Annotated in this window: 20 protein-coding genes; 15 read left to right on the top strand and 5 right to left on the bottom strand. The window is 50.0% G+C overall.

From position 1 onward, the window contains the following. Positions 1-368: 368 nt before the first annotated feature. On the bottom strand, positions 369-2,294 hold the full coding sequence (locus tag C233_RS0113860) for an NAD(+) synthase (RefSeq protein WP_018668175.1): 1,926 nt from the start codon (positions 2,292-2,294) through the stop codon (positions 369-371). Between the two features lie 133 nt (positions 2,295-2,427). Between C233_RS0113860 and C233_RS0113855 the strand changes: the two genes are divergently transcribed. From C233_RS0113855 to C233_RS0113795, 12 genes are all read left to right on the top strand, one after another. Further along, positions 2,428-4,317, top strand: coding sequence for a sensor histidine kinase (locus C233_RS0113855; RefSeq protein ID WP_026314864.1), 1,890 nt, complete (start codon positions 2,428-2,430; stop codon positions 4,315-4,317). A gap of 115 nt (positions 4,318-4,432) precedes the next feature. Then, complete coding sequence (locus tag C233_RS0113850; RefSeq protein ID WP_018668173.1) at positions 4,433-4,855, top strand: Fur family transcriptional regulator; 423 nt, start codon at positions 4,433-4,435, stop codon at positions 4,853-4,855. A 42-nt stretch (positions 4,856-4,897) separates the two neighbouring features. Beyond that, positions 4,898-5,455: an NADH peroxidase gene (locus tag C233_RS0113845; protein ID WP_018668172.1), complete on the top strand. Its 558-nt coding sequence runs from the start codon at positions 4,898-4,900 to the stop codon at positions 5,453-5,455. 304 nt (positions 5,456-5,759) lie between these two features. After that, positions 5,760-6,083: a hypothetical protein gene (locus tag C233_RS0113840; protein ID WP_018668170.1), complete on the top strand. Its 324-nt coding sequence runs from the start codon at positions 5,760-5,762 to the stop codon at positions 6,081-6,083. Continuing rightward, positions 6,080-6,295 carry a sulfurtransferase TusA family protein gene (locus C233_RS0113835; RefSeq protein WP_018668169.1) on the top strand — a complete coding sequence of 72 codons (216 nt, stop codon included), beginning with the start codon at positions 6,080-6,082 and terminating at the stop codon, positions 6,293-6,295. The genes C233_RS0113840 and C233_RS0113835 overlap by 4 nt, the downstream gene beginning before the upstream one ends. A 25-nt stretch (positions 6,296-6,320) precedes the next feature. After that, positions 6,321-8,126 carry a YgiQ family radical SAM protein gene (locus tag C233_RS0113830; RefSeq protein ID WP_018668168.1) on the top strand — a complete coding sequence of 602 codons (1,806 nt, stop codon included), beginning with the start codon at positions 6,321-6,323 and terminating at the stop codon, positions 8,124-8,126. A 532-nt stretch (positions 8,127-8,658) separates the two neighbouring features. Further along, positions 8,659-9,282, top strand: a complete 624-nt coding sequence (locus tag C233_RS0113820; RefSeq protein ID WP_244149073.1) for a DUF3575 domain-containing protein — start codon at positions 8,659-8,661, stop codon at positions 9,280-9,282. A 10-nt stretch (positions 9,283-9,292) separates the two neighbouring features. Next, positions 9,293-10,378, top strand: a complete 1,086-nt coding sequence (locus C233_RS0113815; protein WP_018668166.1) for an OmpA family protein — start codon at positions 9,293-9,295, stop codon at positions 10,376-10,378. 57 nt (positions 10,379-10,435) lie between these two features. Further along, positions 10,436-11,644: a fimbrial protein gene (locus C233_RS0113810; protein ID WP_018668165.1), complete on the top strand. Its 1,209-nt coding sequence runs from the start codon at positions 10,436-10,438 to the stop codon at positions 11,642-11,644. A 17-nt stretch (positions 11,645-11,661) separates the two neighbouring features. Next, positions 11,662-12,558 carry a FimB/Mfa2 family fimbrial subunit gene (locus C233_RS0113805; protein ID WP_018668164.1) on the top strand — a complete coding sequence of 299 codons (897 nt, stop codon included), beginning with the start codon at positions 11,662-11,664 and terminating at the stop codon, positions 12,556-12,558. A 15-nt stretch (positions 12,559-12,573) separates the two neighbouring features. Then, positions 12,574-14,016, top strand: coding sequence for a fimbrial protein (locus C233_RS0113800; protein WP_018668163.1), 1,443 nt, complete (start codon positions 12,574-12,576; stop codon positions 14,014-14,016). Positions 14,017-14,054: 38 nt separating this feature from the next. Next, positions 14,055-17,198 carry a hypothetical protein gene (locus tag C233_RS0113795; RefSeq protein WP_034777744.1) on the top strand — a complete coding sequence of 1,048 codons (3,144 nt, stop codon included), beginning with the start codon at positions 14,055-14,057 and terminating at the stop codon, positions 17,196-17,198. A 219-nt stretch (positions 17,199-17,417) separates the two neighbouring features. Here C233_RS0113795 and C233_RS0113790 read toward each other — a convergent pair whose 3' ends face one another. From C233_RS0113790 to C233_RS0113780, 3 genes are all read right to left on the bottom strand, one after another. Beyond that, the gene (locus C233_RS0113790) at positions 17,418-18,203 is read right to left on the bottom strand and encodes an ADP-ribosylglycohydrolase family protein (protein ID WP_025068837.1); all 786 of its coding nucleotides are present in this window, start codon (positions 18,201-18,203) and stop codon (positions 17,418-17,420) included. A gap of 8 nt (positions 18,204-18,211) precedes the next feature. After that, complete coding sequence (locus C233_RS0113785) at positions 18,212-19,030, bottom strand: hypothetical protein (protein WP_018668160.1); 819 nt, start codon at positions 19,028-19,030, stop codon at positions 18,212-18,214. Positions 19,031-19,388: 358 nt separating this feature from the next. Beyond that, positions 19,389-19,703, bottom strand: a complete 315-nt coding sequence (locus tag C233_RS0113780) for a hypothetical protein (RefSeq protein ID WP_018668159.1) — start codon at positions 19,701-19,703, stop codon at positions 19,389-19,391. Between the two features lie 106 nt (positions 19,704-19,809). Here C233_RS0113780 and C233_RS0113775 point away from each other — a divergent pair, with 106 nt between their 5' ends. Both C233_RS0113775 and C233_RS0113770 read left to right on the top strand, forming a co-directional pair. Then, positions 19,810-20,694 (top strand): helix-turn-helix transcriptional regulator, encoded by an 885-nt coding sequence (locus tag C233_RS0113775; protein WP_018668158.1) that lies wholly within the window; start codon positions 19,810-19,812, stop codon positions 20,692-20,694. A 443-nt stretch (positions 20,695-21,137) separates the two neighbouring features. Further along, entirely contained in the window at positions 21,138-21,770 is a 633-nt protein-coding gene (locus tag C233_RS0113770; protein WP_018668157.1) for an HU family DNA-binding protein, read from the top strand. Positions 21,771-21,898: 128 nt separating this feature from the next. Here C233_RS0113770 and mfd read toward each other — a convergent pair whose 3' ends face one another. Then, the gene (mfd, locus tag C233_RS0113760) at positions 21,899-25,285 is read right to left on the bottom strand and encodes a transcription-repair coupling factor (RefSeq protein ID WP_026314863.1); all 3,387 of its coding nucleotides are present in this window, start codon (positions 25,283-25,285) and stop codon (positions 21,899-21,901) included. Positions 25,286-25,475: 190 nt separating this feature from the next. Here mfd and C233_RS0113755 point away from each other — a divergent pair, with 190 nt between their 5' ends. Continuing rightward, complete coding sequence (locus tag C233_RS0113755) at positions 25,476-26,228, top strand: polyprenol monophosphomannose synthase (RefSeq protein ID WP_018668154.1); 753 nt, start codon at positions 25,476-25,478, stop codon at positions 26,226-26,228. Positions 26,229-26,232: the final 4 nt, after the last annotated feature.

Raw genomic sequence — 26,232 nt, 5'->3', positions numbered from 1 at the left:
GGAACAGGAAGACGGAAATCCTGTGGATTTTCTTTGGAATACATACGGCAAATGCCGTACTGATGATAGACAAGATCAGGAACAGGACGGTGAAAGCGGCATGATATGATTTTACAGGCAGAGGCAGAAGATGTCTTCAGACTTCTTCCCGAGCGTCATGTCTTGTAGGGTAAGATTGTGTGAGAAATTACAGGAATAGGACTATAAAAATGGCATATGAAGTGAGTATGCTCTATCATCTTCATATGCCATCTTGATTTTTAGGGACATTTACTGAATATCCCATGTTAAAGGTTAACATTGCGTAGCCTTAACTTTCGACTCCTAATTCCTAATTTCTACCCCCACCAACTTTCATCTCTTAACTTTCAACTCTCTCCAACTTCTTTCAACCACATCTCCGCCGAAGCATCGCTCGGCATCCGCCAGTCTCCGCGCGGACTGACAGAGATGCTTCCCACCTTAGGACCGTCCGGCAGGCAGGAACGTTTGAACTGCTGGTTAAAGAAACGGCGGCAGAACGTATTCAGCCATTTCCTGATAGTCTCCTCATCATAAACATCCTTGAAAGTACGCGTGGCGAGGAACAGAATCTTGGAAGGACGGAAACCGCAGCGAAGGAAATAATACAGGAAGAAGTCGTGCAGCTCGTACGGACCTACAAGGTCTTCCGTAACCTGCCTGATATTGCCGTTCTCGTCGGCTGGTATCAGTTCCGGACTGATAGGAGTATCTACGATATCCAGCAATGTAGCCCGCGACGCCTCATCCATGTCATTTCCGGCAACCCATTTCACCAGATGCTTCACCAGCGTTTTGGGAATACTCGCGTTGACACCGTACATGGACATATGGTCGCCGTTGTACGTAGCCCAGCCCAAGGCAAGTTCAGAAAGGTCGCCCGTACCGACTACCATTCCGCATGTCTGGTTGGCGATATCCATAAGAATCTGCGTACGCTCGCGCGCCTGGGCATTTTCGTACACCACATCGTGCACGTCCATATCGTGGCCTATATCCTTGAAATGCTGTATACAGGCATCCTTTATACCGACCTCGCGCATCGTCACCCCCAGCGACGTCATTAAGCCGACTGCATTGGTATGCGTACGGCCGGTAGTACCGAATCCGGGCATGGTTACGCCGATAATTCCCTTGCGGCTCCACCCCAACTTATCGAAAGTCCTTACGCACACCAATAATGCCAGTGTGGAGTCCAGCCCTCCGGAAATACCCACCACCGCACTCTTGGCATGGGTATGTACCAGGCGCTGCGCCAGCCCCGACACCTGTATGGAGAATATCTCCTCGCAACGCTCGTCCAGGGCAGCCCCCTGCGGAACGAACGGATGAGGGTCGAAAGTACGGGTAAGGTTCAAATCCCTGGAATTGACATATTCCGTAGAAATACGCACCGGCGCTTCCGGCGCACAATGGGCACGGCATGCCGCGAACGTAGTGTTCACCCGGCGTTCTGTACGTATATATTCCACATCTATCTCGCTGATTACCACCTGCTCCTCAAAAGAGAACCGCTTGCCGGCCGCCAGCAGCGTACCGTTCTCATAAATCAGTCCGTTGCCAGCAAAGACCATATCCGTAGTCGATTCGCCGAACCCGCACGAGCTGAATACGTATCCCGCAAGGCAGCGGGCAGACTGCTGGCTGATAAGCGAACGGAGATAAGCGTGCTTGCCGATGCCCTCATTGTCCGCCGACAGGTTGAAAATAATCTCCGCTCCCTGCAACGCCAGTGAAGAACTCGGCGGAACGGGTGCCCACAAATCCTCGCAAATCTCGATGCCGAAAGTAGTATCCGCCGTTTCGAAGAGCAGGTTCCGCCCCATAGGAACCACCTGCCCGCACAAACGGGCAGCCGTATCCGGAACGTCGCATGCGGAGGCAAACCACCGCTTCTCGTAAAACTCCTTGTAGTTGGGAAGGTACGTCTTGGGAACGATACCCAGTATCTTACCCTTCTGTATCGCCACCGCAGCATTCAGCAACACCCCGTTCAAAGGTACGGGCATACCCAGAATGGAGATGATATCCATTTGGCGCGTATTGTTCAGTATCTGTATCAGCCCCATTTCCGCCTCCTCGAGCAGAAGTTGCTGGGCGAAAAGGTCGCCGCACGTATATCCGGTGATGCACAACTCTGGAAAGGCAATAATCTGTACCCCCTTTCCGTCGGCAATAATTATCTCTTTTTCAATTTGTCCGGCATTGAACTTACAGTCCGCTACCTTGACACGGGGCACAGCCGCCGCTACCTTGACATATCCGTAATTCATAAGAATCTGATTAGAATTAAGGCACAAAAATACGGCAATTTATCAATAAACACAAAATAATCAGTCTTTTCACTTTGTATTCCGGTGAATAATCACTACGTTTACTCCCCCGTACGAACCAAATACATACCCTATGGCAATACTCCGGTACAAGAGGCTGTTCCTCTTTGTCGCATTTCTTACCCGAATACTCTCTGTATATGCCGCAGAAAGGGATTATGTGTTATGTATCAACTCCATAAATATGGAGGAGGCATGGGTAAAGAATTTCTATAAAGAACTGGAAAGCCGCTTCGAGGCACGTGACGAATTGGAATTGAAAACATTCCAGCTCTATGTGCCGGTCTTGAAAAACGAAGAAGAAGTCGCCGCCATGCAGGCGAAAATGGTAGAGGCATGTCCGGTTCCTCCCAAGATAGCAATCGTAGTGGGCGACCCGGGGTGGCTGGTAAGCGCCCCCGTTTTCGACAAGGTATGGAAAGACGTCCCCGTTATCCTCTGCTACTCCCGCGACAGGATACCCGCCGACATACCTACCTTATTGAGCAAAGCCCGGCTGACGGACAAGAACAGCATACCCATTACTGAGTTCAACAAGCGGTATAACATCACCGTACTGAAACAGCCCTACTTCATCCCGCAGACACTGCACCTGATTAAACACCTGCAACCCGGCGTAAAGAGGATAGCCCTTATCTCGGACGAACGCTATATCAGTGTAGTAACCCGCCAGTCCATTCAGGATGAGATAAAACGCAACTACCCCTCCCTGACGCTGGATTGCCTCTCCGCCAACCGGCTCAATTCAGAACAATTGCTGGATACGCTGAGCCAGTACGACAAGAATACCGGTGTTATCTATTACTCCTGGTTTCACCAGTATGGCAACCGGCAGACCCCTTACCTGTCCGACCACATCAAAAAGATACTGCCCACCTTCTTAGGAGTGCCCATATATACGCTTGCCGACCTGAACCTGAAAGAAAACCTCTTTGCCGGCGGGCACTATATCTCTATCTCGGACTTCACCGATACGGCAATGAGTGTTATCGACCGCATCCTGTCAGGCGAAAAAGCCTCCTCCATTCCCTATCAGGACGGCGGCACACCCCGCACCTACCTGAATTACGCCGACTTGCAATGGTGCAACATACCCGAAGCGCTGTACCCTTCCGACGCCATATACTATTATAAACCGCCCACATTCTACCAGCAATACCGACGGTACATATGGCTGGTTACCGGCTTCCTTGCGATATTCCTTCTCCTCTACCTCTGGCATCACGCCCGGTCTGTGAAGAACAACAAGGAACTTGTCCTCGCCAAAGAACGCGCCGAAGCGGCCGACCGGCTGAAAACCGCCTTTCTCGCCAATATGAGCCACGAAATACGCACCCCGCTCAATGCTATCGTCGGTTTCTCGAGCATCCTTGCAGAATCCGCCGACACGCCGGAGAGCCGCGAATACATCAGCATCATCGAGAGCAACAACCACTTATTGCTGCAACTCATAAACGACATCCTCGACTTATCCAGGATAGAAGCCGGCCTGTTGGAATTCACCTACACCGATACCGACGTAAACGACTGCCTGCAAGAGCTGAAAGACACCTTCCGGCTACGCATCCCCCCAAACGTCGTCTATATCATAAAGCCCGCCTCGGAAAAATGCGTTATCAGCATGGAAAAACAACGCGTCGTGCAAATACTTTCGAACTACATCTCCAACGCCGTCAAATATACATCCGAGGGCAGCATCACCGTGGGCTACTATCCTCCCGCAAACGGCAAGATACGACTTTACGTACGCGATACCGGATGCGGCATCCCCCACGAAAAACACAAGGAAGTATTCGAACGGTTCGTCAAGCTGGACAGCTTCAAGCAAGGAACCGGGCTGGGGCTTTCCATTTGCCGCATGATTGCCGGCAAGATGCACGGCACGGCAGGAGTCAGTTCCGAAATGGGAAAAGGCTCCGAATTCTGGCTCGAAATCCCCTGCCACCCCGTCGAAGTACGATAAAACATTTTTAATAAATGATAAAAAAATCCGGAAATCTTTTGGAATAACCGGAGAACTGATTATCTATGCAAAAGAATTAAAAATGTAATTATTACAAGTTTGAATTACAGATGATATGGATGTAGTAAAACGCCTGCAAAGTCATAACATAAAGCCGTCGGTACAGCGTATAGCCATTATGAACTATTTAATGGAGCACCGCACGCACCCCACGGTGGATGAAATTTATACGGCGCTTGCTCCTTCCATTCCCACCTTATCCAAGACGACCGTTTACAACACTTTGAAGTTGCTCAGCGAGCAGGGTGCTGCACAGATTTTGACAATAGACGAACGGAACACGTGTTACGATGCGGATACCACCCCCCATGCCCATTTCTTATGCAAACGTTGCGGAAAGATATACGACTTGGAACACAATTCCGCTATCAAGCGGGTAGAAGACATGGATATGTGCGGACACGACATACAGGAAATTCACTACTATTATAAAGGTATCTGTAAATACTGCATAGAAAGCGAACATTCGACAAAATAACGAATAACTAATTCAACTAATTAATTTAAAATCTGAAGTAAAATGAAAAAATTTAGATGTACTGTCTGCGGTTACGTATATGAAGGAGACGCAGCTCCCGAGAAATGTCCTTTGTGTAAGGCTCCCGCCAGCAAATTCGTAGAAGTGGAAGAAGCACAGGAAGGCGGTCCGCTGACTTTTGCCGACGAGCACGTAATCGGCGTAGCCAAAGGTTGCGACGACGAAATGATTAAGGACTTGAACAACCACTTCATGGGCGAATGCACCGAAGTAGGTATGTACCTCGCCATGAGCCGCCAGGCAGACCGCGAAGGTTATCCCGAAGTAGCCGAAGCCTTCAAGCGCTACGCATGGGAAGAAGCCGAACACGCTGCCAAGTTCGCCGAACTGCTGGGCGACTGTGTATGGGATACCAAGACCAACCTCGAAAAGAGAATGAATGCCGAATCAGGTGCTTGCGAAGACAAGAAGCGCATCGCTACCCGCGCCAAGGCATTGAACCTGGATGCAATCCATGACACCGTTCACGAAATGGCTAAAGACGAAGCCCGCCACGGCAAAGGTTTCGAAGGATTGTACAACCGCTACTTCAAGAAATAATCCGAAACAATCAATCTAATTCTTGAAAAGAAGGTGTACCACGGTACACCTTCCTAATTCTTTTCAGGCACGGATTATACGGAAAACCACGAGCTCATTAAGAAAAGCCGTGAAAATCCGTATAATCCGTGCCTTACCTATATCATACGGCGGATAACTTCCTCCGGGCAACACGGCTTCGCACGGATTTATACAGATAATAACGGCAATTCCGATAAATAATCTCCGGAAATATATGTAATCTCTGGCGAAAAACTTATCTTTGCTTCTACAGAAAACATTAATCACTAAAAACCTCAACGCCATGTACACTATACAAGCCAACCCTAGCGGAACCCGCAACCTGGAAATATCGGAAGAAAACCTTGCCACTATCGAGAAATACGGGCTTTTCCGCCACCTTATCGACAGCAACGGCATTGTGGACGAAACCGTGCTCGACAAGCTCAAGCTGAATATCCGCTCCCTCATCGCCGCACAGGAAGAAGACAGCAAAGACCTGCTCGACCTCTGCATCGATGTCATCTATCACAACAATATGAAAGCCTTCGGGTTGCAACAGCTCATCAAGCTCTACCTGCAATGGCTCTCCCGACAAGAAACCGTAGAAGAGGAAGAAAATAAATGAAAATCATCGACACGCGCGGACAAAAACATTACAGCCCCCTTATCCCCGCCATAAAAGCCATATGCGAGGCACGGAAAGGCGAGCAGTTGGAAATCATCATGGATGATGCCGCCGCCTTCAACGACCTGAAAGAATATCTTGCCGAGCAGCAAACCGGTTTCCGCGAGATATACGACGGAGAAGATATGAGGGTACAGTTTTTCAGCGATTAAAAAAACTTTCCCTATCTTTGCACCCATGAAAGAATACAGACTGACTGATTGGTTGCCTACAACCAAGAAAGAAGTGGAACTTCGCGGGTGGAATGAGCTGGACGTCATCCTGTTCAGCGGAGATGCCTATGTAGACCACCCGTCTTTCGGGGCAGCCGTAATAGGACGCATACTCGAGGCGGAAGGACTGCGCGTAGCCATTGTTCCCCAACCCAACTGGCGCGACGACCTGCGCGATTTCAGAAAACTGGGACGTCCCCGCCTTTTCTTCGGCATCAGTGCAGGCTGTATGGACAGCATGGTCAATAAATACACCGCCAACAAGCGCCTGCGCAGCGACGACGCCTATACCCCGGACGCCCGCCCGGACATGCGTCCCGAATACCCCTCGATAGTCTATACCCGAATCCTGAAAAAACTATATCCCGATGTACCCGTAATACTGGGAGGCATCGAGGCAAGCATGCGCCGGCTGACGCATTACGACTACTGGCAAGACCGTGTACGTCCGAGCATTCTCGTAGACAGCGGCGCCGATGCGTTGATATACGGCATGGGCGAGAAACCCGTTGCAGAGCTTGCCCGAAGGCTGCAACTGGGGCAACCTGTTTCCGATATACCCCAACTGGTTTATCTCACCGGGGAAGTCCTTCCGCAAGAAGGAGATATCACCCTTTTTCCGCACGAAGAATGCCTGAAAGACAAGAAAAAGCAGGCCGCCAACTTCCGCCACATCGAAGAAGAAAGCAATAAATACGCCGCCGCACGCATACTGCAAGCCGTAGGCAGGCAAACCGTCGTCGTCAACCCGCCTTACCCGCCCCTGACGGAGGCGGAGCTCGACCGCTCTTTCGACCTTCCCTATACGCGCCTTCCGCATCCCAAGTACAAGGGGAAACGCATACCGGCATACGACATGATTAAGTTCTCCGTCAACATCCACCGGGGATGTTTCGGAGGTTGCGCCTTCTGCACCATTTCGGCGCACCAAGGTAAGTTCATCGTAAGCCGCAGCAAGCAAAGTATCCTGAACGAAGTAAAAGCCGTAATGGAACTGCCGGACTTCAAAGGTTACCTCAGCGACCTGGGCGGCCCCTCCGCCAATATGTACAAGATGCGCGGACGCGACGAATCCGTATGTAAGAAGTGCAAACGCCCGTCGTGCATCCACCCCAAGGTATGTCCCAACCTGAACACCGACCACAGTCCGCTGCTCGACATTTACCATGCGGTAGACAGCCTGCCCGGTATCAAGAAATCTTTCATCGGCAGCGGTGTGCGCTACGACCTGCTGCTGCACCGGAGCAAAGACCCCAAAACCGATAAAAGCACACAGGAGTACACCCGCGAACTCATTGCCCGCCACGTAAGTGGACGCCTCAAAGTGGCGCCGGAGCATACCTCGGAACGCGTGCTCAACATCATGCGCAAGCCCCCGTTCAGCCAGTTCGGAGAGTTCAAGAAACTATTCGACCGGATTAACCGCGAAGAAGGCCTGCGGCAGCAACTCATCCCCTATTTCATCTCCAGCCACCCCGGTTGCAAGGAGGAGGACATGGCAGAACTCGCCGTCATCACCAAGCGGCTGGACTTCCACCTGGAACAAGTGCAAGACTTCACCCCCACCCCCATGACCGTCGCCACCGAAGCCTGGTACACCGGTTTCCACCCCTATACGCTGGAACCGGTGTTCAGTGCCAAGACACAACGCGAGAAGCTGGCACAGCGTCAGTTCTTCTTCTGGTACAAACCGGAAGAACGGAAAAACATCATCAAGGAGCTGCGGCGAATCGGACGGCAAGACCTGATTGACAAGCTGTACGGAAAATAAACGACACCCCCTTCCTCCTTACATCCCGGCATCCTCTGCCAAATTCCCGATACCCCGTTGACGGTTCCCGTTTTCAGGGTAAACCCGCCATATAGATATATGTAACATATATTTCAATCGTATCCTACCGAAATAGCATAAAGTTTATGTTACATATTTCACAGGAAAACAGTCCTGAACAAAAATCAACTCCCTTATTTTAAAACAAATCCATACCTACTGGCGTTAATAGTCGGTATATCGCTACCAGCAGCCGCAAGGTGTAAAACGTAAGCAATATATCACCAAAAAGCAGTTATAAAGCCTGTAAAAGCCCTATTCAGGTTATTAAACACTTCCATGAACTTAATAACGAGTATAACGATATGGAAAAAGAAGATAAACAGCATACCGGATTTTTCAGTCCACTCAACACTACGCCCGGCAGTAGTCCGTTGATAATTAAAAATTAAAAAGAACGATTGTAATGCAATATTCGATTAAAAATAAAGTCAATAACTCAAGATATAAGTTACTGCTTATATTCATGGGAATGGTATTAGGATGTTTCCGGGGGCAAGCCCAAACTCCTCTTTCGACCGATGATATAACGATTGACATCGAGGTAGCCACCCCATGGCATAAAGTGAAAAGGGAAAAAACGACCTGGGCTCTGAAAACCAACCTGCTGTATGCAGCGACACTGACACCCAATTTAGGACTGGAAATCGGCATAAGCCCCCGAATCAGTTTCAATATAACCGGAGGCTACAACCCGTGGAACCGCGAAGGTAAAAAAGGCGACAATGACAAGCTGGTACACTGGCTGGTTCAGCCGGAAGTGAGATATTGGCTCTGCGAAACATCGGCCGGACACTTCATAGGCATTCACGGCATTGCAACCCAATACAATATCGGCGGCCACCGTTTCTTTAATATGCTCGATAAGAACTACCGGTACGAAGGCTGGGGAGCAGGCGCCGGCATCAGCTACGGATACAGTTGGACATTATCCGAAAAGTGGGGCATCGAAACCTATTTCGGCGTAGGAGTAATACAGTTCGGTTTCGATAAATCGGATAACAGGAACTGGTGTTGCAGCAAGTCGGAGCACGCTACCAAAACCTACTTCGGACCTACCCGGATAGGCATTTCACTGATTTATAATATTAAATGACGGAAAAGACATGAAACTAACGAACTGCATCCTCATAATCTCGCTCATCCTGCTATCGGCATCGGCTCACGCCTATGCAACAGCCGGAAAAACACCCCGAAAAGGGCGGCTGTCTATTACCCGGCTCCAAGTACAGAATACGGGCGACAGCATAGAACTCAGTTTCGATTACAGCCCCCACCTGCTCCGTATCGGGAAGAAAGAGCGCATTACGGTTACTCCGGTCGTTTCCGACGGAAGTCGCCAAGTGAAGTTCCCCTCTTTTGCAATAACCGGCAAAAAGGCAAAAACGTCCACCGTGCAGACATACACCGCTGCAATGAAATACCAGGAATGGATGAAAGGAAGCATACTCGCTTTTGAAAGCTCGGTACGGCTATGCGCCAAGCAAGCCATGCTGACAACGGCTATCGTAGACGGCAGGATACTCCAAGACCCGGATGTAGAAATTGTGAGAATCACGGAACAACCCCAAGCATGCAAACCGGTTCCGACTACGGCGGACACACTGGCACGAACCTACGATTTTCTTGCCGATGCCTCCACAAAAACCGCCCCCGACAGAGGAAACAACGGCGAACCCCTCCGTATTCTATATAGATTGGGTTCCTCGGCTCTGTCCGGCGATTATGCAGACAATGCCCGCAATCTCGGTTTGCTGGTTGATGTAATCAATCGAATCAACCGCTCCTCCGACAGCCGGGTCAGCAATATCCTGATTGCAGGTTACGCCTCCCCCGAGGGCAATGCCCGTTCGAATGCGAACCTCGCAGAAAGCCGTGCCGCCGCATTGAAAGAATACCTGATGCAACATACGCAAGTAGCTGCAACTATGTTCGAAACAGTAAACGGAGGAGCCGACTGGCGCGGTTTGTATGGCATGGCAAGTAAATCCGGTATGGCAGACAAAGAAGCCGTACTCAGGATTATCAGCTCTATTCTCACCGGAGACGAGAGGGAAAGGCAAAACCGGATAAGCGAACTCACTCATTTGAAAAAAGGAGCTCCCTACCGCTTCATGCAAAAGAACTTCTTCCCGAAACTACGTTCGGGCACTTGCATACAAGTATCCTACGAAAACATAAATAATAAATAAAGGCTCGCAAGAAGCCCGTAAATAACTTTCAAATAAAATCAAACTAAACTTTAGATTATGAAAATCAAATGTTTCCTGGCAGTTTACGCAACTGCACTCACCCTGTTGTCCTGCAATGACTCGGACAGTAACTTAAATCCGCTTCCCGACAACGAAGCCCAGGCAGCCATTACCATTAAAGTAAAAGGTACAGCCGGCACACGTGCACTGACGGCAGAAGAAGCCGGCATCGGCAACGAAAACGAGATTAACTCGCTGGAGTTTTTCGTTTTCAACGCCGATAATTCCTATCAAAAATATTATAAGCCTGCAAGCCTATCATCCGACAACCAATATACATTCCTGGTCGATGCCGGCAAGCTGACAATCCTTACGGCTATCAACCAGAACCTGGGCGAACCCTCGCCTGCCCCCGCTTCCCTGGCCGATTTCAAGAATAGCTGCCTGTACAAAGAACTCTCCTTAAACGGCACGAACTCCCGCAACGATATCAGCGCCTCCACGGGATTCGCCATGGCAGCGGAAGGAGTTGCCGATGTAACGGAAGGCGAAACAAATACGCTGACCCTCTCCGTACGCCGCCTGCTGAGCAAGATTGAAAAGCCGGAAGTCGCTCCTGCCGGTAAAATCACAGCCCCGACAACAGACTTGCTCGAAATATTAGGGCTCGAAAAGAACGGAATCGTACCTGCCGATTTAAAATGGACATTCAACGGATATATGGTAATCAACGGCATCGACCAATCGCGTGCTTTCGAATACGAAAATCTTGAAAACTGGACGCGCTTCGCTACTGCATCCAATTTCAAAACGACATTCACCCCCGACGGAGCCACTGTCGAAACCGTATATTCCGTAAAGAACGACGACGGCGGCGAAACATCGAACGGTTTCCTGCAACCCGCCTACGACAAGCCTGTTTACGTGTACGAGAACCTCCCTACCACCCTGCAAGGCGGTAACGGAGCGGCAACCATATTCGACAAAGACGAGGTGGTAGCCTTCATCATCAAAGGAACCTTCTCCGGCACAGGAGTTACCGACGTTACCCGCTATTGGAGGGTCAACCTGCTGAAAGACGACACTTGGAAGATTTTCCGTAACAGCATTTACCGCATCACGATGAAAGACATCAAGACGGTAGGCTGGAGCACGCCCCGAGAAGCCGAAGAAGAAGGTCCCGTCGTCAATCCTGCCGAAAGTACCATTTCTATCAATATAGAAGTTGCCGAATGGGATGTAAGAACCCAGGATGTCGATTTATAAACCATAATAACCGTATCGTGAAGAACGTAATCCTATTATTATCGGTAATACTGTCCTGTACGGGATGCACTTACGAGGGCCCTCACTCCGGCTGTGACGGCTCTCTAAGCCTGGTCTTCACGCACGAAGGTAATACAGCCGACTTCGACCGCCTGGTAGCCAGCGACATAGAACTGTACATATACGACAGCGAAGGCAGGCAGACAGAAGAAATACATATTCCCTACGAAAGCATCGAAGGAGGAAAAGCCTATCCACTGGAACGGCAGTATACCGGAGATATGCACTTAGTGGCATGGGCCTTATCGGGCGATGAGGATACAGACAAAATATCTCCCGCATTCGTCGGTGAGGAGAACTACGCTACAGCCGGATTTTCCATGGGCGAACAATCTGCCAGACAGTTCCCTACCAGCAACGGCTCCATGCAGGAACTTTTCCTGGAAAGCCTGTCATTCACTGCAAACCCCTTGGAAAACCGGGTTCTCAATGTCGATGTCAAAAAACAGTTATGCAGTATTTTCGTCATTATAAAAGAAGGGAAAAACTTTAAAACCCAGTATCCCGGAGAGCTCAGTGTAAATATCCGCGGTTCGTCTGCCTCGTATAAAGTTGCCGAAGGCAAGCAAAGCGGCGACCGTATCATAATAGAAGATGTTTTCTCCTACGTACAAAGCACCGACGAATACATCGCCGAGAACAAAGTAATGCCGGCCTCCGTCGATTCGGAAACCAAGTTGGAGGACAACATCACCGTTACGCTTCTCGAAGACGGAATAGCCAGGCTGAGCGTAGACACAGGAACCAAGGCGCAACGGGGCGCGCAAGTCTACGTAATCATCCGGCCATCCAAGTTGGAAGCAATCATTACAACCGGCTCGTGGCAAATACGCAAAACATTGGTTGCACTCTAAAAAACAAGTAAAGGCATGAAAAAATCATTTATACTCTCAATCCTATGTACACTGGCAGGAACCTGGTCGTGCCAATCGAAAATCGGCGACGACTTCCCGGACACCCCTGCCCCGGACGAATCCGAGGTGGAAGTATCCATTGTGGCAAATACGGCTACCCGTAGCATTTCATCCGCCACTCCGGACGAAAACAGCATCGACAACCTGGATGTGCTGCTCTTCGGCTCCGACGGAAAGTTCGTCTGCTGGCGGAGCACTTTCCAAGTAAACGGCAAGCTGCGTACAACCCTCCCCATAGGCAAGGACTACGATGCCTATTTCCTGGCTAACTGCCGTCCGTTCATCGGGCAAATGCTTCCCGATGAAGCTACGGAAGCCCGATACAGGCAAACGGCAGACTGGGAAACATTCCGAAAGAAACTGGTAGACACCGACCCGCAAAGGTTGCTTCAGGAAAGCGCCGCCTTCACCGGCCTGCCCATGTGGGGAGTTTTGAAACAGCAGGAAGTGAACGCCCATGTTATCAACTATTGGCCGCCGTTAAGCCTGACCCGTTCGGTTGCGTCGGTCGATATCCATGTAAACGAAAGCGTCGATAACTTCGTACTAAAAGATGCCACCCTGTATTACGTGCCGGACAAAGGCTTCCTGGGCAATATCCCGGACAATATCGTAGACAGCCAGGCACAAGAGCCCTCCTCACCCGAGGACATGCAGACAATACTGACCCTGGAATCGGACAGTTACGATGCCTCCGACCGGTCTATCGCCAACAAACTCTACCTGTATGACAACGATACGGAGAATGAAACCGCAAATAAAAGGCACACCCGCCTTGTAATCGGAGGCGAATACAACGGGACGAAGTATTATTACCCTGTCGATTTCGAAGACCCTTACACCGACAAGCTTATCCCAATCATACGGAACAAAAAGTATGTATTCAATATCAATTCGGCGGACGGAGCGGGATACACAGACAAGGAAACCGCCGCCGTCCAACCCTCCGTACACCTTAATGTCAACGTGGTAGAGTGGGATATGACCGAAGGGCAAATGGGCGTAAGCGGCAATTACTACCTGTGGACGGAAAAGCGCGAGGCAGTATTGTACCGCAAAGCGAATTCCACCGTTACCATAGGGATGAAAAGTAACATCCTGCCGGAAGCAATCGCACTGTCATTCAAGACGGACACCAACGGAGCTGCCGCCGCATTTACAAACGGCATCCGCAACAACCGCTTCGAAGCCGAACTGATAAACGGTGCCGACGGCTATCCTGCCGGGTTAAAAGTAACGGCACTGGGCGATTTCGACAAGGAATCCGGCAGCGCCAACTCCGACACGGTCGTATTGCTTTCCGGACGAATCAGGCTGGAAATACAAATATACCTCTATGACCACGGACGGAACGACTGGGAACTGGACGGCGATATGAACGTCGATTTAGGAGAATGATTACATATATAATGACAATAAAAAACAAGTATAACAGAATGAAAAAAACAGCATGGTACGCTTTTCTTCTGATACCCGCCATTCTCGCGTCTTGCAATCCGGAAGACGACAGCGGGCTGGTTCCGAAGGAAAACAACAGATTAACCATAAACCTCAGCATCCAAGACCCTGCCAGCGGACTGGCAACACGCGCAGCGATTGCTCCGGAAGCCGGAGAGGAGAATATAAAAACACTTGATTTGATTTTTTTCGAGTCCAACAGCAACGGAACCGGCATCTTCAAAGGCTGGAAAGAGCTGACGGCAACACCGGATACCCCACTGGAAATGAATACCGACATGACATTCGATTTCTCAGACCTCGGATTGAAAATGACAGAGGCTTACGACATCTTGGCAGTAGCCAACATGGGCAATAACTACTTGCCCGCAGACGGCTCGCAGACATTGGACGATTGGAAAACCGCAATCAAAAACAAGAACTTCAAGGAAGCCGAAGCAGACGTCCGGGTCTTTACTACGGGCACGTCTACGGACTCTCCCGAGTACACCGCCAAGCCCCTGGAAAGCGAAGCACTGCTGATGAGCACCTCATTGAGAAAGGAATCGCACGATACCAAAATCAGCATAGTATTACAACGCTCCGTCTCGCGTTTCGACGTCCATAACTCGGCATCAGGATACACCCTACTGTCCGTTGCGGTTTGGAACGCATACCCCTCGCTCTTTGTATGGAACGGCGAGCCGAATGCTTTCGACGAGACGGCGCAACGGATTACGAGGCTCTACGGAGTGGAAAGCGAAGCCGGCGCCGACATCGTAGGCAAGCTGTACGCATACGAAAATTATGTGCCTGCTCCCCAGCAAAACGACCAATTGACCACATGCCTCATCATCGGAGTGAAAAACAAAAGCAACGGCACTGTATCGTACCACCGTGCCAATGTCCACCCGCTCGAATCAGGACAATCCCTCAAACGCAACAATGTATATAAGCTGACTGTCAACTCCGTAAAAAAAGAAGAATATGCCACCGAGCTGGAAGCCTATAAAGGCGAAACGGCATCCCTGAACTACTCTATCAACTACTGGGATATGGACAGCCACGGCACTGTACAGTTCGACGGCGACAACATCCTGGCCATACCTACCAAGAAAGTGATGTTCACCCCGAACGGCGGCAGCTACGACTTAGGCATATTCACCTTCGGAGAAGGCACGCTATCAGTCAGCAAGAAACTGCTGGACAACGGTCTGTCCGCCGTTTTGAGCGGAAAGACACTGACCGTTTCGGCCACGGCGCTGAACGATGTAAAAGAACAGCGCAACGGCATCGTAGAGCTATCCTTCGGCAATCTGAAAGCAACGATAGACATCGTACAGCTGGAAGGCGGCAATCTCTATTTGAAGCTGAGCCCGGCAACCATTTCCCATTTCAGCAACACCGCCGGTGTAGCAGCTCCCCCTATCGCTGTAAACAGCTCCGGCGACTGGAGTGCGGCTATCTATCCTCCGGGAGCTGGGGCGTTCTTCTCCTTCGACCAGGCAGGTTCTGCCGCCGTAACCGATTACGACAGCAGCAAAGCACTGAACAACATCATTCCGGTGTACACCCACACGGCCAATACAAGTACCAGCCCGCGTTACGGCTTCCTGGTAGTCAGCCTGAAAGAAGACCCCTCGGTACAAGGTACTATGCTACTGATTCAGAACGGAGTACCCGGGTTCGAGCTAACCCCGGACATTACCTCTATCAGCTTCGAATACGACGGAGAGCCGACGATTGCCGGCAACAATACCAACTCGTTCCTTGTAAACCCAGGGCTGACAACGGACGGAACAGCCGTAAACGAATGGGAGTATGTGCTCGAAGGAGACAACGCCGCAGCTTTCGAAGTAAAAGACACGCACGATACCGCAGACCCGAAGCTGAACCGCATCACCGTGAAAGCCAAAGGCGAAAACGGAGGCAGCACCATTCTGAAAGCCAGCCTCTATTTAGTATTGAAGGCAGACCCCAGCGTAAAATCCCGCGTAATCGGCATCAGCCAGCAACCGGTATCCTTCAATACCGGCATTCCGGGCAACATGCTTTATGTATCCGAAAATGCGGACGAAACACAGTTGATAAGCCTGCAAGGAGGCAGCAGCATGAAATGGATTGCCGAGTTGGAACAGCCCGAACCCGCAACGGCTCACAAGTATGATGTAAAAATCGTAGGTGAAAACGGTACGGAGATGTCATGGGGTGCTGAATATCCCATGAGTACCAAGTTCAAAGTCCAGTTCCCCAAGACATTGTATAAAGATGCCAACCGGGACATAACCTACAACGTGAAACTCACTTTGGCAGGCACAGCGGTAACCGCCCGCCTGACAATCGCAAGGAACATGCTGAAACCCATATCGATTAATGTCGCCAACCTTTACGGAGGTTACGGTGCGCTCGGAAACGGTATTTTCAACGACTTCCGCAACTACGGCAATTACAGCAGCTTCTTTGGCCCTCAGGGAATAGTCTATGTTCCGGCAGTACCGACCCTGCCCAGCAGCGACAGCTATACTGCGGGAGTAGGTGCGAATATACCCGACAAGGTAAATGTCCTTTTCTCGGGAACCTATATAAGTAAGGTATCCGGTTACTACGACAATTTGGTTACCTGGCTGAAAAACAGCCCCGACAAGAATAGAATCGCAGTCGTTACCCTCGACAACGGCGTCTCGGACAATAAGGCGTTGTTCACCCAGCTTTCATCGCTGGGATATACGTACAGAAGCAACAGCAGTACGTCCGCTTCCTGGGTTACCGCCCACTCCGACGACCCGGTATGGGATTATATCGTAAAGAACGGCCCTTTCAGCAATTACAAGCCCTCGCAAGCGATTGATTTCAGCGCCCAGTTTTATAGAGACGGAACCAGCGGAACCTTCGATACACCTGCCGGAGTGACCAATGTGCTGGAAGTGCCCGGCAACGGCTGCTCCCTATCTATCGACTTGCAACGGCGCATCATATTCCTCGGCGACTCCCAGCACACCAACACATGGACGCCCACCTGCAATGCCCTGGCAAGTACGACCGACAACAAGTATTACGGCCGTGGTATACTATGGGCTGCCTTGTGGTCTATTATCTACAACACCGCCCAGTATGGCGACCATTTTACGGATGCGCTCAAGTAGCTAAGGGCATCGAAACCAGATACCCCTTATCGGTAATAAAAAAGCCGTATCGACTCTATTTTTGAAGTGCACCCCCAAAGTTAAACACAAAACTTTTGGGGTGCACTTCACTTCATTTCGAGTAATGATACGGCTCTTTTTATATTTACCGGTTACATATAGTAACTTTTCAGAGTGTTCATCTCAGTATCGACACCCTCCTATGTATCCGAAACAGATTTAAACCGCCGCCGTTTTGCGTTGCCGGAACTCCTGTACCACCTTCCACAAATCCGGTTCCAATATCCCCTCCACTTTCTTTATCAAGTTACGAGGAATCTGATTCTTATAAAAAGCTTCGGCTATCCCGCCTGTAATGCAGGCAAGCGTATCGCTGTCCCCGCCCAGGGAAACCGCTAACCGTACGGCATCCTCGAAACTGTCGCTTTCCAGAAAGGCAATGATTGCTTCCGGCACTGTTCCCTGGCAACTCTCATTAAAGCTGTATGCAGGGCGGATTTCATCGCACGTACGATGCAAATCATAGCCAAAGGTATCTTCGATGAACTTCCTTATATACTCTTTAGATTTCCCGTTCCGCGACAGAAAAACGGCAGCCGCCGTTGCCTGCGCACCTTTTATCCCTTCCGGGTGATTATGGGTTACCATTGCGGTTTCCTGAGCCACAGCCAGTGTTTCCTCCAAAGAATCGAAATACCAGCCAACGGAACTGACACGCATTGCCGAACCGTTTCCCCAACTATTGTAAGGCTTAGGGTTCTCCTCATTCAACCACCGGGCAAAGGAGCCTCCGTACCCTCCCATGGGGCAGGGATACTTCCTGCCGTAATATTGCATCACTTTTGCCAAATCGCCTCCATGAAGCAACCAGTCGGCAACTGCAATCGTCATGATAGAGTCGTCCGTATAAGATGACGACCGGCTGAACAAAGGAAAATTTTTCGTCTTTATATTATCGAACTCGTAAACAGAGCCTATAATATCACCTAAAATAGCTCCTATCATAGCATAATTCATTTTTCCGATTTACCCGGAACTTCATAACCTATCATAAACAGAGCCGCCTCCAAAGCCCTTAACCGCCGTTTCTCCGGTAAATCATTAAATTTAGAAGGACGCCGCAGCACTTCACCCAACAACCAGTTGGCTTTCAAATTATTTTCTATATGATTATCATAGTATCCCATATTCCTCAATAGAGGAAACGTATAATTCCCAGTACTCGGATTTCTATTAGTTCCTCCCTTACTATTTCCATAAGCAAATCTCAGTAATCCGGGGACTTTATCAAGCCTTTTCTCCTCGCAATAACGCCCCACTAAAAAGCCCAATGCAGCTCCTACCCGACTATCATATATGATAAAATTATCGATATACAGAGAATAAATCTTCGTGAAACCGGAATTCATATATACTTCCTCATAGTAGTCCCGGCTCTCTATATTTCCGGTAGTCAGCTTTTTCTCGGCATCCTTGAGGTATTGTACTAACGATTTTTTCTCTTCTATCCTTTTTATTTTTTCCTCATTGCCACGTAGCACGCCGCCCCACTTCAAAATTCCCAGGCAGGCATCTCTGCACACATCAGCGTTTTCATCGGCAATACCGGCCTTCAAGTCGGAAGATAACTTATCCAACTCTTCTGCATTCTTACAGAAATTCTCTCCACCCCATTGATACTTCTTATACGCATCATATACAGAAATACATTCCCATACTCTTTTTGTTCTCCGGTCTGTATAAGAATGCATAAAACCTGCATCAAGCTTAGTAGAGAACCACTGTATAAAATCATTAACGGCACTATCGCTTACAAAACATTCTCTGTCCATAACGTTGGTTTATTATAAAAATCATTATGTTGTAAATATACGGAAAATAAATCTATAACCTAAATAATCTTTTATTATTTTAAAGTCACTTCTTTTTTCCTCCTCATACTTTTTCCCGATGCCGCCAACTCCGTTTCGGCATCTTCTCCGATTTTATATCCGTTATATAAATTATCACTTCTTTATAGTCCGGACAGGTTTTCGTATTTCTCATAATTCATATTCTCATCTTTTCTAAGAATAAAAAAGAAGTAGATGTCAATCCATGTTCTCCAAAGAAAATTTCATTTATCCGTTCCATACTATTTATCCTTTCTTTTTATATTCATTAAAAACTTAGTATACATCATTAGAAAAATCAACATCGCAATACAAATTCTTCCTGTGCAAGATAATCAAATATATACTCATGAATTATCTTCAGCCTATCTACCGGAAATAGCAATTTCTCACCGGACAAATAATCGAGCATATGCCTAAAGGCATCGTTTTCATAAAACGAATCATAAGCCGACAAGGAGTTATAGAACTCCGCATAACCGTTGTTTATTCCTATCCATATATCATACGGTAATGTAAAATTTATCTTGGAATATATATATTCGGCAAGTTCGTCCGGCTGAACATCTTGTCTTTGGGACATCTCCAATATTTTCCGATTCTTCTTTTCCATTTCCTTCTCCTCTTGTTTTTCGATACAAAGTTCCGCTATCTGTGCACAAAAAACATGTGCAGTCTCTCTTTTTTTATATATTTGTGGAATAATAAAAGGAAAAACGATGATAACAGACAAAACATTATGGCTTGCCGACTTCTTATACCGCAGGAAAAAAGCGACGCGTTCCCAAGTAGAACAAGCATGGCGGAATAGCAATATCAGTTATGGCAAAGAACTGAACAGACGTACCTTTCAGGAAACAAAAAATAAGGTGGAGCATTTGTTCGACACAACGATAGCCTATAATGCGCAAACGCATGAGTATTATTTTGAAGACCCCGACATATTTCAGGAAGATAGCGTAAAGAGTTGGCTGTTAAAAACACTGTCCGTATCCTCCACTTTACAGGCATACAAAAAGATGCAGAACCGGATACTGCTGGAAGAACCTGCCACAGGATATTTCTATTTGTCCGAACTACTTAATGCCATGGAAACATCTGTAAAAATAATGCTTGCCTATCATCCTTTCAATAAGGATTCCTATACAACTCTGTTATCAGCCTATTGCCTGAAAGTATTTAAACAGCGCTGGTATGTATTAGGTTTTTCATCCCACCACCAAGAAATCCGGACTTTCGCCTTAGATAGAATAGAGTCAATCGGGCTAACAGAAACTCCCTTTTCCGTACCTGCCGAATTCGATAACAAACTTTATTTCCAGCACTGTTATGGTATTACCTATGCTCCCCATTTAGAACTTCACAAAATTATCTTCAAAGTGAATTCCAGGCATATACCTTATCTGCGTACCAACCCGATTCACCACTCACAACAAGAGACTGCCGAGGGCATATTTCAGATTACAGCCTATTTTTCCATAGAACTGATGCAGGAGCTTTTGTCGCACGGCAGTAATATCGAAGTAATTGCCCCTGCTTCTATCCGGAATAAAATAAGAGAAGAAGCCATGAAAATAGTTGAGAATTATCAAGAGAGCCAATAAGATTCTCCTTATCCGGGCAGTAAACGAATCGGCCGGCGGATGATTAAGAAACATACCGATAAGAATAAGTATCGGAGCCACAAGACAAGAAACTTATCATGTCAAGAATTTACCAAAGAACGATTATTCAGGCAACTAACCATTAATGAAGAAACACTTTCACCCCCTATATCAAACACCCACTTCTTAGGAGAAAGGCTTGCTCATATAGGAAATAAGCCGTATCTTTACGCTTAAGATGAACATCTTCAGGTTAAAGACCGTCATCTCCAGCCTAAAGATGCGCATCTCTAAGCTGAAGACACGGTTCAAAGCATAGGTTAAGCCTCTTCGGTAAGCAAGTCTGCCTACTTTTGTCCCTACCCCATGCCATTTCTTCCTTAGCCTTATGCAGGACGGACATCGATTACCGGATTATCAACCCATAAACAATAGGAAATACCATGGCAGAATATCAAATGCAGGCCTCCAACCTTCCCAGCGAAGACGGCGAAAAAGTTCTCTTTCCACGTATTAAGATTTGGGGACAGGTAGATTTGGACTACCTTGCCCAACGTATCAACTATTCCAGTACTTTTACCCCCGGCGACATCATCGGGCTGGTGAAGTCGCTCACCCAAGCCATAGCCCGTGAAATGGGCGAAGGACACTCAGTGAAAGTGGACGGACTGGGCATATTTACTCCCTCATTGGGGCTGCGTAAAGGTTTTGAACGGGAAGATGCCGGACAGGGCGGACAGAAACGTAATGTAAGGAGCATCTGCATAGACAATATCGACTTCCGTGCCGACAAGGATTTCATACAGGAAACGGGCATGAACTGCCGTTTAGACCGCTCCCAATGGAAGTTCCGGCGTTCGTCCGACCGGTATACCGCCGGAGAACGCCTGGAACTGGCACAAAACTACCTAAAGCAGTACCCGATACTGAAAGTGAGCGACTACTGCGAGCTGACGGGGCTGTTGCGGAACGCTGCGGCGCGCGAGCTGAAACACTGGAGCGAAACGCCCGACAGCGGTATAGGCCATACGGGTAGAGGGTCGCACAGGGTGTACATCAAGTTTATCGCCGAATAGGGATATCATACTGTCCTATCCGCATATATCCCGCAGTTTTTCCTTGTTTATCAGCACAATATCATCCTTTCCGGCCTTGTGCTTCTTGAGCGGGCAGGCAGGAAGGTAAAGGCAGGCGGCACGCCGTTTCATTCTTCCGCCTGCATCGCCACAATCTCCTGCAATACCGTTACGGCATCCTCTACCGTAGTTACGTCCTTCACCACCATGCTCCGCTTGCTGTTCTGCTCGCGCAGGTCGCAGCGGCGGGTGTATTTCATCATATAGGCAATGACTTTGCCGAAGGCGAGGCTCTGGTAGTACGGGCTGTCCGGATTGGAGACGAAGAACAACGTCATGCGACCGCCTTTCAGGAATACCTTCTCCGCACCCAGACGCGCAGCGAGGCGGCGCAGGGGGACGATGCGGAGCAGTTCCTCCGTTTCGGGCGGTACGGGGCCGAAGCGGTCTTCGAGGCGGGTGCGGAAAGCATCCACATCCTTATCCAGCGTCAGGCCGTCCAGCTCGCGGTAGAGCAGCATGCGCTCGCTGCTGCCGGTAACGTAGGCGGCGGGCAACAGCAGCTCCAGGTCGCTCTCTACCTGGCACTCGTCTACGAACTGCTCGCCGCTGATAGTGCCGTCGCCCTTCAGCTCGTCGGCATAAAGGTCGGCAAACTCGTCGGTCTTAAGCTCGCGCACAGCTTCGGATAATATTTTCTGGTAGGTTTCGTAACCCAGGTCGGCAATGAAACCGCTCTGCTCCGCGCCGAGCATATTGCCCGCACCGCGGATATCGAGGTCTTGCATGGCGATGTGGATGCCGCTGCCCAGGTCGGAGAAGTTCTCGATAGCCTGCAGGCGGCGCCTGGCCTCCGGAGTGAGCGAGGACAAGGGGGGAGCCAACAGATAGCAGAAGGCTTTCTTGTTGCTTCGCCCTACCCGGCCGCGCATCTGGTGCAGGTCGCTCAAACCGAAATTCTGCGCCTGGTTGATGATAATGGTATTGGCATTCGGTATGTCGATGCCACTCTCGATAATGGTGGTGGCAAGCAACACATCGTAATCGTAATTGACGAAGTCAAGAATGATTTTCTCCAGCTCGGCAGGCTCCATTTGCCCGTGGCCGATACAGACACGGCAGTCGGGGATGTTGCGCTCTATCATCGCTTTCAGTTCCGCCAGGTTGGAGATGCGGTTGTTGACGAAGAACACCTGACCGTTGCGGCTCATCTCGAAGTTAATGGCATCGGTGATAATCTCGTCGTTGAAAGTATGCACCTCCGTCTGTATGGGATAACGGTTGGGAGGCGGGGTCTGGATGACGCTCAGGTCGCGCGCACCCATAAGGGAGAACTGCAAGGTGCGGGGAATGGGGGTGGCGGTCATCGTCAGGGTATCCACGTTCACTTTGAGCTGCCGGAGCTTCTCTTTGACGGAGACGCCGAATTTCTGCTCCTCGTCGATAATCAGCAGCCCGAGGTCTTTGAACTTCACATCTTTGCCCAGGATGCGGTGAGTGCCGATAAGGATATTCACCTCGCCTGCGGCAAGCCCCTTGACCACGGCTTTGGCCTGTGCCGCCGTACGGGCGCGGCTGAGGTACTCCACCCGGCACGGCAACCCTTTGAGGCGTTCCCGGAAAGTCTGGAAATGCTGGTAGGCAAGGACGGTGGTAGGGACGAGGACGGCCACCTGCTTATTGTCCGCCACTGCCTTGAAAGCGGCACGGATAGCGACCTCGGTCTTGCCGAAGCCTACATCGCCGCACACCAGGCGGTCCATGGGACGGGCGCTCTCCATATCGGCTTTTACATCGGCGGTAGCCTTGCTTTGGTCGGGGGTGTCCTCGTAGATGAAAGAGGCTTCCAGCTCGCGCTGCAAGAAGCTGTCCGGGCTGTATTGGAAACCTTTCTCCTCGCGTCGTTGCGAATAGAGCTTTATCAGGTCGCGGGCTATGTCCTTAATCTTGGTCTTGGTGCGGTCTTTCAGCTTCTCCCACGCACCGGTTCCCAACTTGTTGAGGCGGGGCGCCTCGCCTTCCTTTCCTTTGTACTTGGACACTTTATGCAGGGAGTGGATAGAGACGAACACCACATCGTCGTTCTGATAGACCAAGCGCATCACCTCCTGCGTGGTGTCCCCGTTGGGGATACGTACCAGCCCCGTAAAGCGTCCCACACCGTGGTCGGTATGCACCACGTAGTCGCCGGGGGTAAACTGGTTGAGCTCTTTCAGGCTCAATGCCACCTTGCCGCTGCGTGCCTTGTCGCTTTTCAGGTTGTACTTGTGGAAGCGGTCGAACAGTTGGTGGTCGGTAAAGATGCAGATGCGCAGGGTGTCGTCGGCAAAGCCTTCGTGCAGGGTACGTTCGACGGGGGTGAAGGAGATAGCGTCGCCCCGGTCTTCGAAGATAGTGCGGATGCGCTCGGTCTGCTTCGGGCTGTCGCTACATATGTAGAGGGTGTAATTCCGGGCGAGGTAGTCTCGGAAACTCTCTGCCACCAGGTCGAAATTCTTGTGGAAGATAGGCTGTGCGGAGGTTTCGAACGATACTGTGGCATCCGGTGTTCCGGTGGGTTTCGTCCCGAACTCCATACGGCGGAAATCGAGTGCACGCAGGGTAAACTCCCCTCCGTCGATTAGCTTGCCTTCGAGGGTGATTGCGCCGTTGTCTTCCGCCTCGCGCGCGGCAATGGCCTGCGGCGTCAGTGACTCGTCGTGAACGACCTGAATACGCTCGCGCAGCCAGAGGAAGTCGCGCATTGCCAGCACCGTGTCCGGCCGGAGGAATTCCAGGAAGGAAACCATTCCCCCGCTGCCGCCCTGCTCCAGGCTACGACTCAAATCGGGCACAATGACGATGTTTTCTTTCTTCTCCCTGGACAACTGGCTCTCCACCTCGAAAGTGCGGACGCTCTCTACCTCGTCGCCGAAGAAGTCGATACGGAACGGGAACTCGGAGGAGAAGGAAAAGACGTCGATGATACTGCCGCGCACGGCATACTGTCCCGGCTCGTACACGTAGTCCACGTATTCGAAGCCGTAGCTGCGCAGCACCTCGGTAACGAAATCCATATCTACCTTTTCGCCCGCATGGAGTTTCAGGGTCTTATCTCCCAGCTCCTTGCGCGAAACGACTTTCTCTGCCAGGGCGTCCGGATAGGTAACGACGCAAAGCCCCTCCTCTCCTTTTTGCAGGCGGCTCAGGACTTCGGTACGGAGTACTTCGTTGGCGGCATCTTTCTGCCCGTACTTAATGGCGCGGCGGAAGGAGGAGGGGAAGAACAGCACCCGCCCGGTTCCCAGAATCTGCGTCAGGTCGTGGTAGAAATAGCCTGCCTCTTCCAAGTCGCCGAGAATGAATACGAACGGGCATGCCGTGTGCTGTACCAGCACGGAGGAGAACAGCGAAGCGGAGGAGGCGCACAGCCCGCTGCAATACAGATGATGTACGGAGGGGTCTTTCAGCAACCTGCACATACCTTCCGTATTGGGGTGGGCGGCGTATAATCGTTGTAGTTCGGTGATAATCATTATTGTCTTTTTTAGTTCAGTACGGATTGCACGGATTTACGCAGATTATTCCATTCTTTAATCTGCGTAAATCCGTGCAATCCGTGGTGAATTTCCGTTGCAAAAATACATAAATAATCCTTAGTTTTATCCGTAAGTAATAGAAAAGCGCTACATTTGTTCCCACTTAATAAGCCCCTATATATTTTCAATGAATATGCAGACATCAGACAGTATTGTCATCATCCCCACCTACAACGAACGGGAGAACATCGAGAATATCATCCGTGCTGTTTTTGCCCTGGAACACGGTTTCCACATACTTGTCATCGAGGACGGTTCGCCCGACGGTACGGCAGGTATCGTGAAGGAGTTGCAGCGCGAGTTTCCCGACCGCCTGTTCATGGTGGAGCGCAGGGGAAAGCTGGGGCTGGGCACAGCTTACATAGCCGGATTCAAATGGGCGTTGCAGCGCGGCTACGGGTATGTGTTCGAAATGGATGCCGATTTCAGCCATAATCCCCAAGACCTCCCGCGCCTTTACCGGGCGTGTGCCGAAGAGGGGGCGGATGTGGCTATCGGCTCGCGTTACGTCAGCGGGGTGAATGTGGTGAACTGGCCTATGGGACGTGTGCTGATGTCTTATTTCGCTTCCAAGTACGTGCGGTTCATCACGGGGCTGCCCATTCACGACACCACTGCCGGCTTCGTATGCTACCGCCGCAAGGTGTTGCAGACTATCAACCTGGACGGTATCCGTTTCAAGGGCTATGCCTTCCAGATAGAGATGAAGTTCACCGCCTACAAATGCGGGGCGGAGGTAAAGGAAGTGCCGGTAATCTTCATCAACCGCGAGCTGGGAACGTCCAAGATGAACAGCAGCATTTTCGGGGAGGCCGTATTCGGGGTTATCCGGTTGAAATGGAACAGTTGGTTCCACAAATATCCGAACTTAAAAAACTAAAGAT

The sequence above is a fragment of the Bacteroides gallinarum DSM 18171 = JCM 13658 genome, assembly GCF_000374365.1.
Classification (GTDB): Bacteria; Bacteroidota; Bacteroidia; order Bacteroidales; family Bacteroidaceae; genus Bacteroides; species Bacteroides gallinarum.
Note: the sequence above shows the minus strand (reverse complement) of the source record. Positions and strands in the feature narration are given on the sequence as shown.

Bases quoted from the DNA above. Each gene is read 5' to 3' on its own strand.
- C233_RS0113860 (WP_018668175.1), bottom strand. From the start codon at position 2,294: ATGAATTACGGATATGTCAAGGTAGCGGCGGCTGTGCCCCGTGTCAAG.
- C233_RS0113855 (WP_026314864.1), top strand. From the start codon at position 2,428: ATGGCAATACTCCGGTACAAGAGGCTGTTCCTCTTTGTCGCATTTCTT.
- C233_RS0113850 (WP_018668173.1), top strand. From the start codon at position 4,433: ATGGATGTAGTAAAACGCCTGCAAAGTCATAACATAAAGCCGTCGGTA.
- C233_RS0113845 (WP_018668172.1), top strand. From the start codon at position 4,898: ATGAAAAAATTTAGATGTACTGTCTGCGGTTACGTATATGAAGGAGAC.
- C233_RS0113840 (WP_018668170.1), top strand. From the start codon at position 5,760: ATGTACACTATACAAGCCAACCCTAGCGGAACCCGCAACCTGGAAATA.
- C233_RS0113835 (WP_018668169.1), top strand. From the start codon at position 6,080: ATGAAAATCATCGACACGCGCGGACAAAAACATTACAGCCCCCTTATC.
- C233_RS0113830 (WP_018668168.1), top strand. From the start codon at position 6,321: ATGAAAGAATACAGACTGACTGATTGGTTGCCTACAACCAAGAAAGAA.
- C233_RS0113820 (WP_244149073.1), top strand. From the start codon at position 8,659: ATGGTATTAGGATGTTTCCGGGGGCAAGCCCAAACTCCTCTTTCGACC.
- C233_RS0113815 (WP_018668166.1), top strand. From the start codon at position 9,293: ATGAAACTAACGAACTGCATCCTCATAATCTCGCTCATCCTGCTATCG.
- C233_RS0113810 (WP_018668165.1), top strand. From the start codon at position 10,436: ATGAAAATCAAATGTTTCCTGGCAGTTTACGCAACTGCACTCACCCTG.
- C233_RS0113800 (WP_018668163.1), top strand. From the start codon at position 12,574: ATGAAAAAATCATTTATACTCTCAATCCTATGTACACTGGCAGGAACC.
- C233_RS0113795 (WP_034777744.1), top strand. From the start codon at position 14,055: ATGAAAAAAACAGCATGGTACGCTTTTCTTCTGATACCCGCCATTCTC.
- C233_RS0113790 (WP_025068837.1), bottom strand. From the start codon at position 18,203: ATGATAGGAGCTATTTTAGGTGATATTATAGGCTCTGTTTACGAGTTC.
- C233_RS0113785 (WP_018668160.1), bottom strand. From the start codon at position 19,030: ATGGACAGAGAATGTTTTGTAAGCGATAGTGCCGTTAATGATTTTATA.
- C233_RS0113780 (WP_018668159.1), bottom strand. From the start codon at position 19,703: ATGGAAAAGAAGAATCGGAAAATATTGGAGATGTCCCAAAGACAAGAT.
- C233_RS0113775 (WP_018668158.1), top strand. From the start codon at position 19,810: ATGATAACAGACAAAACATTATGGCTTGCCGACTTCTTATACCGCAGG.
- C233_RS0113770 (WP_018668157.1), top strand. From the start codon at position 21,138: ATGGCAGAATATCAAATGCAGGCCTCCAACCTTCCCAGCGAAGACGGC.
- mfd (WP_026314863.1), bottom strand. From the start codon at position 25,285: ATGATTATCACCGAACTACAACGATTATACGCCGCCCACCCCAATACG.
- C233_RS0113755 (WP_018668154.1), top strand. From the start codon at position 25,476: ATGAATATGCAGACATCAGACAGTATTGTCATCATCCCCACCTACAAC.